A 15,146-nucleotide genomic window follows, 5' to 3' on the forward strand; every position below is an offset into this window, starting at 1 on the left:
TTTGATTCCATTAATTATCATACCAGCAAGAGGAGGGTCTAAGGGTGTTCCCGGAAAGAATATCAAGCCCCTTAATGCAACGCCTTTAATACATTATACGATTGAGGCTGCTCAGGAGGTTTTTGATAATCAGTATATTTTCCTAAGTACTGATTCATCAGAAATTAAATCTGTAGCAGAAGAGACAGGGTTGCGGGTTCCTGTTCTTAGACCAGATTATTTGGCAACCGATACAGCGAATTCGAGAGATGTTATTCTGCATGCCATGGAGCAATTCGTTAGGCATCAAGGAAAAGAGCCAGAGGTTATTATTTTATTGCAACCTACATCACCTTTTCGCACTGGGACTCAGATTAAAGAGGCCTTGGCCTTATACAACGAGTCTTTAGACATGGTGGTTTCAGTAAAAGAAACCAATGCAAATCCGTATTATGTGCTCTTTGAAGAAGATGAACAACATTTTTTAAAAAAATCAAAAGCGAGCAAAGCATTAAGACGTCAAGATGTGCCTAAAGTCTGGGAATTGAATGGCGCTATTTATGTCATCAATCCGAAGTCGATAAAAGACACATCCATAGGCGATTTTGAGAAAGTGATCAAGTATGAAATGGATGCATATACATCCATTGATATCGACACACCATTAGATTGGCAATTAGCGGAGCTCATTGCGAGTAATCAGTAATAGATGAGATAGTTACTAACTATTCGTTATTGATTTTAAATGCGTTATCGTTTCTGTTTGGTTGTCACTTTTGAAGATGTAACTTCCTGCCACAAGAACGTCGGCTCCGGCTTCCACTAAAGCTTTAGCGTTTTTATTTGTAACGCCACCGTCAATTTCGATTCGTGTGTTTAAGCCTTGATCATTTGCCATTTTACGAAGTTTTTTGACTTTGTTGTAAGTCATCTCTTCAAATTTCTGACCGCCAAATCCCGGATTAATAGACATTAATAAAACCATATAGCATTCTGGTAGAATATCTTCAAGAACCGATACTGGAGTAGTTAAGTTAAGAACTACACCGGCTTTACAACCCGCATCTTTAATTTGCCGTAAGGTTCTGTGTAAATGTACTGTAGATTCGTGATGAACGGTAATGATATCGGCACCTACTTTGGCGAATTCTTCAATATAACGCTCCGGTTTTTCAATCATTAAATGCACATCAAGAGGTTTGGTCGCATGTTTTTTTATGGCTTGAATGACTGGCATTCCATAAGAAATATTAGGCACGAAATGACCATCCATGACATCAATATGAAACCAATCGGCATCACTATTGTTTACCATTTCTACATCACGTTGGAGATTGCCAAAATCGGCAGCAAGCATTGAAGGTGCAATTAATACAGAAGACATAATTATTGAATATAAGGTTTGTGCAAAAGTATGCAAAAAAATGAACCCAGAGTAATCAGCTCTGGGTTCTTTCATCAATCAAAAAACGAACAGTTATGTATAACTGTTTGTTGCTTTAATTTAGGTGTAATTACGATGTGGTAATTACTATCCTAAATAGGTTTTCAATATTTTACTACGAGACGTATGTTTTAATCTACGAATCGCTTTTTCTTTAATTTGTCTTACACGTTCACGCGTTAAATCAAATGTTTCTCCAATTTCTTCTAAAGTCATTGGGTGTTGATTTCCAAGACCAAAATATAATCGAATCACATCAGCTTCACGCGGTGTCAATGTTTCTAAAGCACGTTCTATTTCCGTACGCAAAGATTCATGTAATAAATCTTTATCTGGATTTGGAGATTCACCACTACGCAATACATCGTATAAGTTTGAATCTTCACCCTCTACTAAAGGCGCATCCATTGATACGTGACGTCCTGAGTTTTTCATTGACTCTTTAACGTCGTTAATAGTCATGTCTAGCTCTTTTGCAATTTCTTCTGCACTAGGCGGACGCTCATGACTTTGCTCTAAAAAGGCAAAGGTCTTATTAATTTTATTAATAGAACCAATCTTATTCAATGGTAAACGCACAATACGAGACTGTTCAGCTAATGCTTGAAGAATCGATTGACGAATCCACCACACGGCGTAAGATATGAATTTAAATCCACGTGTCTCATCAAAACGTTGTGCAGCTTTAATTAAACCTAAATTACCTTCATTAATTAAATCTGGTAATGTTAAGCCTTGGTTTTGATATTGTTTAGCAACAGAAACGACGAAACGTAAATTTGCTTTCGTTAGTTTTTCCAAAGCTAGTTGGTCACCAGCTTTGATGCGCTGAGCTAATTCAACCTCTTCGTCGGCTGTAATCAAGTCAACCTTTCCAATTTCTTGTAAATATTTATCTAACGATGCAGTTTCTCTATTGGTAACCTGCTTCGTAATTTTTAGTTGTCTCATGTAATTATCTCCTTTTAATTTGGGTAAATGTAATACGCTATATAGTTATACGTAACAAGTCCTAAAAATGTTACAAGAAATCAAAATTAATTTAAATTTTAATAAGTTTTTTATCATTTAGATTAATGTCGTGCAGCATTTCATTCGTGAATTTGTAATGTCCTTTAGTTGTAATAAGTTTAAATTGGTGAGATTTTAATGCGCTCAAGGCGTTAAGAAACAACCACTTAGACTTTAAGAGCTTTGGTTTTACACTTTTAAGGCTAATGTCAAAATAGTATTTTCTGCCTTCTTTTTCAGCTACAATATCAGGAGTGATGCTAATATCGCTTCCTTTTTTTAGAAATGATTTAGGGGTTTCGTAGCCTTCGGTATCGGCTTTAATGTTTTCAAATCCATGTTGCTCAAGATAATCTACCGAGTTTTTTAAAATGTCCTTGTATTTTTCTTTGTCTGCTTGTATCATAGCTCATAAGATAAGAAAAACTATGACGTATGCAAGTTAAAAGACTATTGGCTCAACAATGTTTAGCCAATAAAGCATGCTCTAAAAGCAAATCGTTGTTTAACAATCGATGGATGAAAGCGTAATCACCATAACATACTGCATATCATTTTCATCATCGTCAATTCTAACAAAAATGCTCTGATTGTTTTCCGAATTAATAAAGACATCGCTAGATATAATAGCATTGGTACTATTTAAGGCCTCTTCTTGAGTTTCGTAATAGTTAATATCGAATGCTTCGTCTAATTCTAAAGTATCAAAAATACAGAAGGTATAGTCATCTAAAATAAATTCGGAAATACCGCTTCCAATTTCTGTTTCACAAACTTCAAACACAAAGTTTCCGCAATCGGCAAATTCTGGATCACAACGTTGATTTAATACCAATTCTCTGTCTCCATTTTTTAGTAGAAAGGAGTTTTCATCTAGGTATTCAACCTTCCAATCAAAATTGAAGAACGTTCCAATTTCCGAAGTATCATTAAGACCAATATTGATGTGCAATTCATTTTCAATGATAAATGGTGACCATGAACCACTCATCAAAACGTCGTTGACATTTAAAGTGGTAAACCCATTTGACTCTTGAAAAATACCACCTAGGTAGTCATTGCTATAATTGTAACTATAGCCAACCTTCCAAATACAGCTCTGTATAAGTTGATTACATTCAAAAACTAACTCTTCATTTAAGCACTCATCAATAGCAGCTTTCAATTCTTCCTTTGTATTTATTATGAATTCCTCACCAGTTGAGAGCGTGCTAGTAATAGGAAAACTGATACTAATGGATAAGGAAAGATCTAAGTCTTCTAAAAACGAACTAAATTGGTCATCATCAATTATGAGATGAGAAGACAGGAGTTCATTGCTGTTATCAAATACAAATAAGGTTAGCGGATAGATAAAGTCGATACATGCGATACTCTTATCAGGTCTCACATCATTACTTGCTATATCTTGAAGGTTTTTAAAAAGATCAGAATCTGTTGTGATGATTTCCATGAATTCTCCATTAGGAGTATTGTTAAGATTGTCATCTTCATCATAAGCACAAGCGGTGATAATTAATAAAGCGAGTAAGATTGAAAATTTAGGTAGAGATAATTTCATAATAGCGATTTAATAGAGGATTCATCTATTGGTTAATGGTGGCGTCGTAACACTATAAACTTTAGTCAAACGTCAAAAATTCAACGCTAAGCATAGGCTTTATAGTGGCTATTGGTATCAAAATTAGTGCCGAGACTGGCTTAAGACAATTAAAAAACTAGTGTTTCTTAATAATTAGTGATTTTGTACAAGGTTACGGAATTAAAATTATGCTATTAAAATAAAAAAGCCTACCAAATTTTTGGTAGGCTTTTTATAAGTTACAACACTTAATTAGTTTTGTTTATCTTCTCTCGGCTTGCGATCATCACGACGATTATCACGTCCACGATTATCTCTACCTCTGTTATCACGTCCACCAGAACGTTTATCATCTCTTGGTGGTCTTGCTACGTAACCTTCTGGTTTTGGTAAAAGGGCTTTACGAGATACTTTCTCTTTACGTGTTCTTGGATCTTGTCCAAAATACTTCACGTCAAAAACGTCTCCCATGTTTACAACATCAGATACATTCTCAGTACGTTCCCAAGCTAATTCACTGACGTGTAATAAGACTTCGTTTCCAGGGGCATCCATATATTCTACTACAGCACCAAAATCAAGCATTTTAATCACTTTTACTTCGTAAACGCTTCCAACTGTAGGCTTAAATAAGATGGCATCTATTTTTGCCATTACAGCCTCGATGCCTTTTTTACCAACACCTAAAATTTCAACAATACCTTCTTCAGTCACTGGATCTTCATTAATAACGATAGTAGTCTCAGTTTCTTTTTGCATTTCCTGAATTACTTTTCCACCAGGTCCAATTAAGGCTCCAATAAATTCATTAGGAACACGTCTTGTTACCATTGTAGGCGCATGCTCTTTAACATCTGCATTTGGTGTTGCAATTGTATCCGTTAATTTCTCTAAGATATGTAAACGACCATCACGAGCTTGTTTTAATGCATTCACTAAAATCTCATATGACAATCCTTTTACTTTAATATCCATTTGACATGCTGTAATACCATCTGCAGTACCCGTAACTTTAAAATCCATATCTCCTAAATGATCTTCATCACCTAAAATATCAGATAATACAGCATACTTTCCAGACTCTGCATCAGAGATTAATCCCATTGCAATACCAGAAACTGGTTTTGTCATTTGTACACCAGCATCCATAAGTGCCATAGTACCAGAACAAACTGTTGCCATAGAAGAAGAACCGTTAGATTCTAATACTTCAGATACAATACGCACGGTGTAAGGACAATCTTCCGGAATCATTCCTTTTAAAGCACGTTGTGCTAAATTACCATGTCCTACTTCTCTACGAGATGTTCCACGAATTGGTCTTGCTTCTCCAGTACAAAAAGGAGGGAAGTTATAATGAAGATAGAAACGTTCTTCACCTTCTTGAGAAGGCATGTCTATTTGATTAGCATCTCTCGATGTTCCTAAAGTTACTGTAGCTAAGGCTTGAGTTTCTCCACGTGTAAAGATTGAAGAACCATGTGTTGATGGTAAGTAATCTACCTCACACCAAATAGGTCTAATCTCATCAGTCTTACGACCATCTAAACGTAAACCTTCGTTTAAGGTTAAATCTCTAATCGCAGCTTTTTCAGCTTTGCGATAATAATCAGAAACTAAACCGCCATAATCTTCTAATTCTTCTTCAGAAAACGTTGCTTTAATATCTTCTTTTATTTGTTGAAATGCAGCACTTCTTTCATGTTTAGCAGATCCGGCTTTTGCAATAGCATACACTTTATCGTAAGCCATGTCATGAACCTTCTTCTCTAAATCTTCATCTTCTCTTTCACCTTCATACTCACGAATCTCTTTCTTTCCGAAAGCTTCAGCTAATCTCACTTGAGCAGCACATTGAACTTTAATAGCTTCGTGTGCAAACTTAATGGCATCTGCCATTTCTTCTTCTGAAATCTCATCCATTTCACCTTCTACCATCATTACTGAATCGGCAGAAGCACCAATCATCATATCTAAATCAGATTCGGCTAATTGCGCACGGGTTGGATTAATTACAAATTCACCGTTAACACGACCAACTCTTGCTTCAGAGATCGGACATTCAAAAGGGAAATCTGATAATTGAATAGCTGCCGAAGCTGCTAAACCTGCCATTGCATCTGGCATAACGTCGTCATCATGAGACATTAATTGAATCATCACCTGAGTTTCAGAGTGATAATCTTTTGGGAATAATGGACGTAATACACGATCCACTAATCGCATTGTTAATACTTCGCCATCACTTGGTCTTGCTTCTCTTTTGAAGAAACCTCCAGGGTAACGACCTGCCGCAGCAAATTTTTCTCTGTAATCTACCGTTAACGGCAGAAAATTAAGGTCTTTTTGTTCGTAGTTGGAAACAACTGTACATAATAACATACATTTTCCAGATTGAACAACAACGCTACCATGCGCTTGTTTTGCTAATTTTCCAGTTTCGATAGAAATTTCTCTACCGTCCCCTAGGTCAATGACCTCTCTAAAAACTTTTGGAATCATAAATTTTTTTAATTCTAGTTTTGCCGGTGATTGAGCGTCGTCGATATCCACGGCAAAAAATGTTAAACAATGGTCGTTGTGTTGTTGTAGTTGTTGTGCGACATCTGTAATGTCATGACCAATGAAAAACTATGTTTAGCTTCTTATTTACGATGGTTATACTCTGTCGTGAGAGTTAATTATATAAAAAAAGAGGCACGAAGCCTCTTTGATCTTATTTTCTTAATTCTAATTCCTTTACTATCGCACGATATCTCATGATATCCTTCTTAGTTAAGTAATCTAGTAAAGACCGACGTTTTCCTACTAATTTCACCAACGAACGTTCTGTGTTAAAATCTTTACGATTTTTCTTTAAATGTTCAGTTAGGTGGTTAATTCTGTAAGTAAACAAAGCAATTTGCCCTTCAGCAGAACCTGTGTCCTTTTGGTCTTTGCCATGTTTTTTAAAAATGGCTTCTTTTTCTTTTTGATCTAAATACATGCTAATATTATTGTAAATGATTGTTATGTACGTTGAAAGTCTATCTTTCAAGCGGCAAATATAGTAATTTTTAATCATTTACAAGGATTATACTATTAGTTTTCAATTTTTTCGAACTCGGAATTAAACGTTTTTAAATTAGTTTGGTCTTAACATCATATTAACATTAAAAAAAGCAATTATGAATTTATTAAATCAAGTATTCAAAACTACGACTACACCTAGTTTGAGTGCAAGAGTATCAAAAGTAATGTTAGCCTTTGTGGTTTTAGGTTTGGCATTTACGAGTTGTAGTAATGATGAGGCTGCTGTTCCTGCCGAGACACAAAATACAGAGATTTCTGAAGTTGCATTATCTTCAGAAATAGACACGGCTGCTAATGTTATTGGCGACGTGATTATTAGCGCATACGAAGGTCAAGAGTCTGATGAGTTAGGTCGTCTGGCCGAACCCGACTCAGGATTGCCTGAATGTGTAACAATTACCCTTGTTGCACAGCAAAATTTTAGAGAGCTTACTTTAGATTTCGGAACAGAAGGATGTGTTGTTAACGGTCATTTGTTGAGAGGTCAAATTGTATTAACCTACACCAGAAATCCGGAAGCGCAAGAAATATTACTCACCTATGATTTAATTGATTTTTATTTCAATGCTAAAAACATCATAGGAAGTAAAACACTTTTAAAGGAACTTTCTAATGATAATGGAAATCCGCAATTCACCCATACTTTAGATCTTACGGTAATTTGGCCAAATGGTGCACAGGCTAGTAGGGAAGGTTTACGCATTAGAGAGTGGGTTGAAGGTTTTGGAAGCGGTGTGTTTAGTGATAATGTATTTGAAGTAACTGGTAACTGGACGACAACCTTTGTTAACGGAAATGAGCACACATACCAAGTAGTTGTGCCTTTGCGTCGCGAAGTGATTTGCTTATATTTTGTGAGTGGAAGTGTGGACGTGCAGCGCACAAACTTTGGTGGAACATTTGACTATGGTAGTGGCGCTTGTGATAACGCAGCGACATTTACATTCAATAATGGTAATGTAGTTGATATTATCTTGAATTAGTTTAATTGTATTGAGAAAAAAAAGCGAGCCAAATGGCTCGCTTTTTTTATGCTCTTAACGGTTGATTTGTAATCAAATCGATATACAAATTCACTTTGTTTTTTAATTCTTTTCGATGGGTAATAAAATCTAGGAACCCATGTTCTAATAAAAATTCAGAGGTTTGAAAACCTTCTGGTAATTCTTGACCTGTAGTGTCTTTTACAACACGAGGACCTGCGAAACCAATTAAAGCACCAGGTTCACTAATATTAATATCGCCTAACATTGCAAATGACGCTGTTGTTCCACCAGTAGTAGGATCGGTACATAGTGAAATATAAGGAATACCTGCATCTGCAAGTTGTGCCAATTTCACCGATGTTTTTGCGAGTTGCATCAATGATAATGCAGCTTCCATCATTCTTGCACCACCAGATTTAGAAATAATCATAAACGGTGTTTTCTTTTGTAAAGCATAATCTGCAGCACGCGCAATTTTTTCACCCACAACACTTCCCATAGAACCTCCAATAAAAGTGAAATCCATACAAGCAATCACAATATTTTTACCTTTAGATTTCCCGACAGCTGTTCTAACCGCATCTTTAAGATTGGTTTTTTCAGTTGCTGCTTTTAAACGGTCTGGATATTTCTTAGTGTCTTCAAATTTTAATGGATCCTTTGACGTTAATCCTGGATCTAATTCTTTAAATTTATTATCATCGAATAAAATTTCAAAATACTCTTTACTTCCAATTCTTACATGATAGCCGTCTTCTGGACTTACATAAAAATTTTGTTCTAGTTCTTTTGTGTCTACAATTTTACCGGTAGGAGATTTATACCACAACCCTTTAGGCGTGTCTTTTTTCTCTTCGGTAGAAGTCTGTATTCCTTTATCTTTTCTTTTAAACCAAGACATTCAACATCGTTTTAGTTAGTAGTTAGTGATGCAAAGTTATAAAGTATTTACATTATTCAGGTCTTCAAAGGCCTTTTTTAAACGTTCTACAAATGCATCTTCTCCTTTTCTAAGCCAAACACGTGGGTCATAATACTTTTTATTTGGGACATCATCACCATCTGGATTTCCAATTTGTTGCTTTAAATACGCTTCCTTTTCTCTCATATAATCACGGATTCCACTCATAAAGGCGTATTGCATATCGGTGTCAATATTCATTTTGATCACACCATATCCAATGGCTTCTCTTATCTCCTCCACTGTTGATCCAGAACCACCATGAAATACAAAATCAATATGGTTGTGTGGTAAATTATGTTTTTTTGATAAGTACTCTTGAGAGTTTTTTAGAATTTTCGGAGTTAATTTTACATTTCCTGGCTTATATACACCATGCACATTTCCGAAGGCTGCTGCAATGGTAAATTGATCACTTACTTTGCTTAATTCTTCATAGGCATAAGCAACTTCCTCAGGTTGCGTGTATAATTTAGAATCATCAACGTCTGTATTGTCTACACCATCTTCCTCACCACCAGTAATTCCTAATTCAATTTCAAGGGTCATTCCCATCTTGCTCATGCGCTCAAGGTAGGTTTTACAAATGTCAATATTTTCTTCAATAGGTTCTTCGGAAAGATCTATCATATGAGAACTGTATAGCGGTTTGCCTGTTTCTTTGAAATGTTGTTCACTGGCATCCAATAAACCATCAATCCAAGGCAATAGTTTTTTAGCACAGTGATCGGTGTGTAATATCACAGGTACGCCATAAGCTTCGGCCATTAAATGCACGTGTTTTGCACCAGCTACAGAACCTGCAATAGCAGCTTTTTGATTCTCATTGCTTAATCCTTTTCCAGCATTGAATTGCGCACCTCCATTTGAAAATTGAATAATGACTGGAGCATTTAATAGCTTCGCTGTTTCTAAAACACCGTTAATCGTATTTGATCCGATGACATTTACAGCTGGTAAAGCAAATCCTTTTTCTTTTGCTAGTTTAAAAATAGCTTGTACTTCGTGACCTGTAGCAACTCCTGCTTTTATATTATGACCCATGATTTGTTTTTAGTTGAAAATTAAAAATCAAAAATAAGCAAAATTTGACGAATATTCGAGCTTATTGAAAGATTCAAAACCCGAAAATTCACGCAAAGGTTTTCGTTTCCGAAGTTAAATAAGACGCACTAAAAGGGGTAATTCACACCTATATTATAAACAGCATTACTGAAGTTGTAGTCTTTAAACCAGCGATTACCTAACTCTCTTGATGGGTCATAGGTTTTAAACCCAATATCACCTCTAAGTACAAAAAAGCTAAAATCATAACGGATGCCAAACCCTGAACCCACGGCAATATCCTTTAGCGAATCAAAACCCGTAAAGGTGGCTCTATCATCTTCAACGTTATCAAATACATTCCAGATGTTTCCAGCATCAATAAAAAGGGCTCCATTAAAGCGTCCAAGTAAATTAAAGCGCTGTTCTGCACTTAAGGTAATTTTGAAATTAGCTTCATTGAATTCATTGGTAGATAGTGAGCTTCCTGGGCCTAAGTTATATGCAGTCCATGCTCTAATATCGTTTGGCCCTCCAGCGAAGAAACTTTCTGCAAACGGGATGCTATTTGAATTGCCGTAAGGAATAGCAATACCAAAATAACTACGAACAGCTAGTTCGTTCTTTCTGCCTAAATCCCAGTGCTTAACATAGTCGAATTCTGTCTTCACATACTGCGAAAACGGAACATCAAACACTTCATATCGGCCATCATCATTTCGGGGTAATCTGAAGGCTCTTGATAAATTTGATAATAAATTACCAGCCAATTCTAATCGCAATCGCAGAATTGAAAAATCATTATCAAAAAGATTTTCTCGTCTATTTTTAACATAATTAAAACTTGATGAAAAAATAAGGTTGTCTTCTGTAAGTCGCTCTTTACGTTGATTGATATTATTTACAGTGACAAATTCTTCATCATTGGAGGTCAATGGGGTGTTCCCAGCTATAACATCATTTATAAAGGTGTTGGCTCCATTGGGAATGGTGAGATTAGTATCATCCGCTATATAGCCTATATCTTGAGCAATTTGATTCAGTCTACTGTATGAATTTTGATAGACTCCAAAATAATTTGCCGTATTTAAGTTTTTAACGAATTGAACATTAAAAAGGTCTAAATTATTGGTAACCTTTTTAGAAGGGTACCAGTTGTAGTTTACAGTCCCAGTAAAGGCTTGTTTGTCTAATCCAATATTACGCTGACTGGCAGCACTCAAGCTAATTCTTGTGCTAGGCGACATGTACTTTGGAATAATTTTTTCAGTATTAAAAGGCAAGAAAAACCGAGGAATTTTTAACCTTAAATTTCCACCAAGCTCATTAATGTCAAAAAATTGGTCTTTAGAGTTTGAGGCATCTCGAGAGGAGCCTATAGCGCCTAAACCAGAGATTTCTAGAGTTTCGGCACCTCTAAATATATTTCTAATTACTAAACCAACACTACCCGCAAACCCAACGGTTTGGATATTACTTTGCGAGACTTCAAAACTACTAGTAAGTTCAAATTTCTTTCGTGGCACTAAGTACAAATTTGCTGTTAACGTAGTGTCATTCTCGTTTTCTATGTATTCAATTCTTGATCTAAAGGCTTGTAATTCGCTTAAATAACGATAGGTTCGTATTCTATCAATTTCTTTAAAGACATCTCCTCTACGAATAAATACAGCATCTGTTATGGCTTTGGGTCTGTACTTTAACTTGTCATAACTGTATAGGTTGTAATCCTTATATTGAACCGAGTCTTTAATAGCTTCATTGCGGTTTTCATTTTTAAAATCGGTAAAAATGTTAACATCTTTAATCTTGTAGATTTTAAAAGGGACTCGAGTTATAGAATCTTCAGATCGAACTGCCCGATCTGCAATGAATAATTCTGTATTTATTTTTTTATTCGTGCCAATAGTATCCAAATCAAACGTAATATAGTCTTGTCCAAAATGATAAAATCCCGAATTACGAAGCTGTTCTGTTAATCGATCGCGTTCTGCCGAAAAATTGGCTTCATCGTATTGTTGACCTTTTTTTATTAATGCACCATTTTTTAGTTTGTCGCGATAAAAAGAGTCCATCACAGGTGTCTTGATAGAGGCTTTTATACTATCTAAGATATAAGGTTTGCCTGTGTTTACTTTGTAGGTTACGCGAGCCCTTTGATTACTGTCTTTTTCGGTTTCAAAAGAGGTTACGACATTAAACCAACCTTTACTGAAATAATACTTTTTAATCGCATTGGCTGTTTTTTCTGCACGTTCTTTATTGTATATGGTTGGGGCTTCACCGGTTTTTTTAAGCCAACTATTAAAGTTTTTCTTAGACCTTATCCAGGCTTCATATTGTTTAATAGATAACAGTTTTTTTGCACCTGTATTTGGATCTTCCGGATTTCGATAGCGCTCATTTAAAATAGAATCTATATTAGGTCTGGCTAAATTGTAGATGTGTAAGCGTAAAGGAAGTCCTAATAAAGTTCCATTAGGTTTTTGATAGATAAGATTCGTTACGGTTTCCGAATTGTTTTTCTTGTCATTCACTAAAACTGTATTGCCAGTTAATAAATGTTCGTCCTTTTTGACGCGCTTCATGACATTACACGAAAAAAACGTGCATATTAAGCAGAAGGCAATTATTCTGGAAAAGCGAAATTTCAAAAAAGAAAAAATTTTCATTAAGTTCTACCCAAATTTAAGGTTTAAATTGAATCCATCACAGGTATATTGTTTTCTCTATTAACAAATAATAGACCAAAAAGTTTTACTTTGTGATTTATTTATCATCTTAACAAAAGTAAATAGATTTTAATGTTAACAAAGAGCCACGTTAAATTAATTACGAGTCTAAAACAAAAAAAGTTTAGACAGGAGCATCAATTATTTGTGGTTGAAGGTATAAAAGGGATACAAGAGTTTTTAAATTCTAACTTTGAGTTATACCAATTGTTTTCAACAGAAGCTGTTTTTAACGCTGAAATCATTCTTATTTCTGAAAAGGAACTTCAAAAGATTAGTTTTCTTAAATCACCAAATACAGCACTCGCTATTTTTAGAATACCTGCAGTTGTACAAAAGGAATTGAACGGATTAATCGTAGCACTTGATGATGTGCGCGATCCAGGAAATTTAGGAACGATTATCAGGCTTTGTGATTGGTTTGGAATTCATAATTTACTTTGTAGTCAATCAACTGTAGATTGTTATAATCCTAAGGTTGTGCAAGCTACAATGGGTTCACTAACCAGAGTGCACATTCAATATGTCGATCTTGAAGGGGTTTTAGAAGATTATCAGAATGAGGTCTATGGTACTTTTATGGATGGTGAAACCATTTATTCTGAAACCTTACCAAGCAGCTGTGTTATTATCATGGGTAATGAGGCAAATGGAATCTCTGAACCTGTCAAAAGGTTAGTAACTAAAAAAATTAGTATTCCAAGATTTGGTAATCTTCAAGCTACCGAAAGCCTTAATGTTGCGACTGCAACAGCAATCATATTGAGTGAATTTAAGCGAAATTCTATTGAAATGTAAAATTTAAAAAGATTCCACGTGTTTTCATGGTGGTAATGTTACTGGTCCATGGACTACTAGGATCAACATCTCTTACCAATTCATCATTGAGGGCAAAAACACCTCTAATAGATGGGGTGAACTTAAACCATTGGTTATAAAAATCAACACCAAAACCTAGTTCGTAAAACAACACATTTTTCTTAGTTCTAAATTGACCAGCTGAGTTGTCATCGGGATTTTCTTCATTACTTGATAAGTTGATGGAAGCAGAAAAACCACCGATAATAAAAGGCTTAAAATTATTTAAACGTTTGGCAGATACTTTTAGTAATAATGGAAAATGCACATAGGTTGATTTAATCTCTCGTAACAAGTCAGCGTTAGAAAATTCTTGTCCGATAAAATAATTGGGATCGTATTGTAAATTTCTTTGAGTAATAAATAAACCCGGTTCAAAGCGCAAATCCAAATGATTATTTATACGAAGATTCGAAATAAGACCCACACTAAACCCTAAGTTGGTTTCTACTAAAATATCAGGTTGATTTTGTTCATAGTTAAATTGATAGTCATAGCTATTGAGTCCAAGGTAAAAACCCCAGCTTAGCAATTGCTTATCAAAATTCTCGTTATTTTTGATTTTCTCTCTACTAAATAATTGAGCTGAAACACTCTGTGAGGCCATTAGTAAAGTTAAAATTATAAGTAGTCTTCTCATAAATATCACGATATTCACGTGTTAGTTCCTAAGCTTTTGATGCTGTATAGATGGTGGCAACACCTAAAGTTTGAGGATTGTCATGCACGTTAATAAACCCAATTTTACGTAAAATATTGTTTAAAACCTCACCATATGGAAAAACAGATGCAGATTCACTTAAATATGTATAGGCAGATTGGTCTTTAGAAAAGAGTTTTCCTATGGCCGGTAAAATAAATTTGGAATAGAACTTGTAGCCTTGTTTAAATGGTGTTTTGGTAGGCACTGACGTTTCAAGAATCACAAAAATACCGTTAGGTTTTAAGACTCTCAAAATTTCAGCTAATCCTTTCTCTAAAGTTTCAAAATTCCGAACACCAAAAGCCACGGTTATCGCATCAAAGCTATTATCCTCAAAAGGTAAATTTTCAGAATCACCAATGACCATTGAGATGAGGTTGTCAAGCGACTTGTGTTTTATCTTATGTCGCCCAACTTCTAACATGCCATCGCTAATATCTAAACCAATAATTTCTTTGGCATCAGTTTTAGCTAAATTAATGGCGAGATCCCCTGTTCCAGTTGCGATGTCTAAAACACGCTCTGGATTCGTTTTTGACACGATATCGACAACCTTGTTTCTCCATTTTATATCAATTCCAAAAGAAATAACACGATTTAAACCGTCGTATTCTTTTGAGATATTATCAAACATTTGAGTGACTTGTTCCTTTTTATTCAATTCACTATCCTTATAAGGTGTAATTTTTGAGGACATTCTTTTTTTTTGCAAATATACTTAAAACTAATAGCTTTAAGTAATTTGATATGTACTTTTAGAGTGCATATAAAAAC

At 35.1% G+C, this 15,146-nt stretch carries 14 protein-coding genes; 3 read left to right on the plus strand and 11 right to left on the minus strand.

The window, feature by feature from the left end; translation table 11 throughout:
- The first annotated feature begins 1 nt into the window (after window position 1).
- Complete coding sequence (locus BLT57_RS04830; protein WP_091423039.1) at window positions 2-685, plus strand: cytidylyltransferase domain-containing protein; 684 nt, start codon at window positions 2-4, stop codon at window positions 683-685.
- 15 nt (window positions 686-700) lie between these two features.
- On the opposite strand, the gene rpe is transcribed toward BLT57_RS04830, so the two are convergent.
- The 6 genes from rpe to rpsO form a co-directional block, all read right to left on the minus strand.
- Window positions 701-1,363 carry a ribulose-phosphate 3-epimerase gene (gene rpe / locus BLT57_RS04835; RefSeq protein WP_091426665.1) on the minus strand — a complete coding sequence of 221 codons (663 nt, stop codon included), beginning with the start codon at window positions 1,361-1,363 and terminating at the stop codon, window positions 701-703.
- Between the two features lie 147 nt (window positions 1,364-1,510).
- The gene (locus BLT57_RS04840) at window positions 1,511-2,374 is read right to left on the minus strand and encodes an RNA polymerase sigma factor RpoD/SigA (RefSeq protein WP_091423042.1); all 864 of its coding nucleotides are present in this window, start codon (window positions 2,372-2,374) and stop codon (window positions 1,511-1,513) included.
- 91 nt (window positions 2,375-2,465) lie between these two features.
- A complete protein-coding gene (locus BLT57_RS04845) occupies window positions 2,466-2,840 on the minus strand; it encodes a hypothetical protein (RefSeq protein ID WP_091423044.1) in 375 nt (124 codons plus the stop codon).
- Window positions 2,841-2,939: 99 nt separating this feature from the next.
- Window positions 2,940-3,995, minus strand: a complete 1,056-nt coding sequence (locus BLT57_RS04850) for a hypothetical protein (protein WP_091423047.1) — start codon at window positions 3,993-3,995, stop codon at window positions 2,940-2,942.
- 273 nt (window positions 3,996-4,268) lie between these two features.
- Window positions 4,269-6,518, minus strand: a complete 2,250-nt coding sequence (locus BLT57_RS04855; protein WP_091426667.1) for a polyribonucleotide nucleotidyltransferase — start codon at window positions 6,516-6,518, stop codon at window positions 4,269-4,271.
- Window positions 6,519-6,732: 214 nt separating this feature from the next.
- On the minus strand, window positions 6,733-7,002 hold the full coding sequence (gene rpsO, locus BLT57_RS04860; RefSeq protein ID WP_091423049.1) for a 30S ribosomal protein S15: 270 nt from the start codon (window positions 7,000-7,002) through the stop codon (window positions 6,733-6,735).
- A 181-nt stretch (window positions 7,003-7,183) separates the two neighbouring features.
- Here rpsO and BLT57_RS04865 point away from each other — a divergent pair, with 181 nt between their 5' ends.
- Window positions 7,184-8,071: a hypothetical protein gene (locus BLT57_RS04865; RefSeq protein WP_091423051.1), complete on the plus strand. Its 888-nt coding sequence runs from the start codon at window positions 7,184-7,186 to the stop codon at window positions 8,069-8,071.
- A 46-nt stretch (window positions 8,072-8,117) separates the two neighbouring features.
- On the opposite strand, the gene accD is transcribed toward BLT57_RS04865, so the two are convergent.
- The 3 genes from accD to BLT57_RS04880 all read right to left on the minus strand — a co-directional run bounded on the left by accD (window position 8,118) and on the right by BLT57_RS04880 (window position 12,667).
- Window positions 8,118-8,975, minus strand: coding sequence for an acetyl-CoA carboxylase, carboxyltransferase subunit beta (accD, locus tag BLT57_RS04870; RefSeq protein WP_091423054.1), 858 nt, complete (start codon window positions 8,973-8,975; stop codon window positions 8,118-8,120).
- 36 nt (window positions 8,976-9,011) lie between these two features.
- Window positions 9,012-10,079 carry a class II fructose-bisphosphate aldolase gene (fbaA, locus tag BLT57_RS04875; RefSeq protein ID WP_091423056.1) on the minus strand — a complete coding sequence of 356 codons (1,068 nt, stop codon included), beginning with the start codon at window positions 10,077-10,079 and terminating at the stop codon, window positions 9,012-9,014.
- 128 nt (window positions 10,080-10,207) lie between these two features.
- Entirely contained in the window at window positions 10,208-12,667 is a 2,460-nt protein-coding gene (locus tag BLT57_RS04880; protein WP_231928768.1) for a BamA/TamA family outer membrane protein, read from the minus strand.
- A gap of 216 nt (window positions 12,668-12,883) precedes the next feature.
- Here BLT57_RS04880 and BLT57_RS04885 point away from each other — a divergent pair, with 216 nt between their 5' ends.
- Window positions 12,884-13,609: an RNA methyltransferase gene (locus BLT57_RS04885; protein ID WP_091423062.1), complete on the plus strand. Its 726-nt coding sequence runs from the start codon at window positions 12,884-12,886 to the stop codon at window positions 13,607-13,609.
- Here the strand turns inward: BLT57_RS04885 and BLT57_RS04890 are convergent.
- Entirely contained in the window at window positions 13,596-14,309 is a 714-nt protein-coding gene (locus BLT57_RS04890) for a porin family protein (RefSeq protein ID WP_091423065.1), read from the minus strand. The two genes, BLT57_RS04885 and BLT57_RS04890, sit on opposite strands and share 14 nt — an antisense overlap.
- 28 nt (window positions 14,310-14,337) lie before the next feature.
- Window positions 14,338-15,069, minus strand: coding sequence for a bifunctional demethylmenaquinone methyltransferase/2-methoxy-6-polyprenyl-1,4-benzoquinol methylase UbiE (gene ubiE / locus BLT57_RS04895; protein ID WP_091423068.1), 732 nt, complete (start codon window positions 15,067-15,069; stop codon window positions 14,338-14,340).
- Between the last annotated feature and the right edge of the window lie 77 nt (window positions 15,070-15,146).

Origin of the sequence: Formosa sp. Hel1_31_208 (assembly GCF_900104785.1) — a bacterium.
Lineage (GTDB): Bacteria > Bacteroidota > Bacteroidia > Flavobacteriales > Flavobacteriaceae > Psychroserpens.

Coding starts and splice junctions, on each gene's coding strand:
- ubiE (WP_091423068.1), bottom strand. CDS start 15,069: ATGTCCTCAAAAATTACACCTTATAAGGATAGTGAATTGAATAAAAAG.
- BLT57_RS04845 (WP_091423044.1), bottom strand. CDS start 2,840: ATGATACAAGCAGACAAAGAAAAATACAAGGACATTTTAAAAAACTCG.
- BLT57_RS04850 (WP_091423047.1), bottom strand. CDS start 3,995: ATGAAATTATCTCTACCTAAATTTTCAATCTTACTCGCTTTATTAATT.
- BLT57_RS04865 (WP_091423051.1), top strand. CDS start 7,184: ATGAATTTATTAAATCAAGTATTCAAAACTACGACTACACCTAGTTTG.
- BLT57_RS04890 (WP_091423065.1), bottom strand. CDS start 14,309: ATGAGAAGACTACTTATAATTTTAACTTTACTAATGGCCTCACAGAGT.
- BLT57_RS04855 (WP_091426667.1), bottom strand. CDS start 6,518: ATGATTCCAAAAGTTTTTAGAGAGGTCATTGACCTAGGGGACGGTAGA.
- BLT57_RS04885 (WP_091423062.1), top strand. CDS start 12,884: ATGTTAACAAAGAGCCACGTTAAATTAATTACGAGTCTAAAACAAAAA.
- BLT57_RS04840 (WP_091423042.1), bottom strand. CDS start 2,374: ATGAGACAACTAAAAATTACGAAGCAGGTTACCAATAGAGAAACTGCA.
- accD (WP_091423054.1), bottom strand. CDS start 8,975: ATGTCTTGGTTTAAAAGAAAAGATAAAGGAATACAGACTTCTACCGAA.
- rpsO (WP_091423049.1), bottom strand. CDS start 7,002: ATGTATTTAGATCAAAAAGAAAAAGAAGCCATTTTTAAAAAACATGGC.
- fbaA (WP_091423056.1), bottom strand. CDS start 10,079: ATGGGTCATAATATAAAAGCAGGAGTTGCTACAGGTCACGAAGTACAA.
- BLT57_RS04880 (WP_231928768.1), bottom strand. CDS start 12,667: ATGAAGCGCGTCAAAAAGGACGAACATTTATTAACTGGCAATACAGTT.
- rpe (WP_091426665.1), bottom strand. CDS start 1,363: ATGTCTTCTGTATTAATTGCACCTTCAATGCTTGCTGCCGATTTTGGC.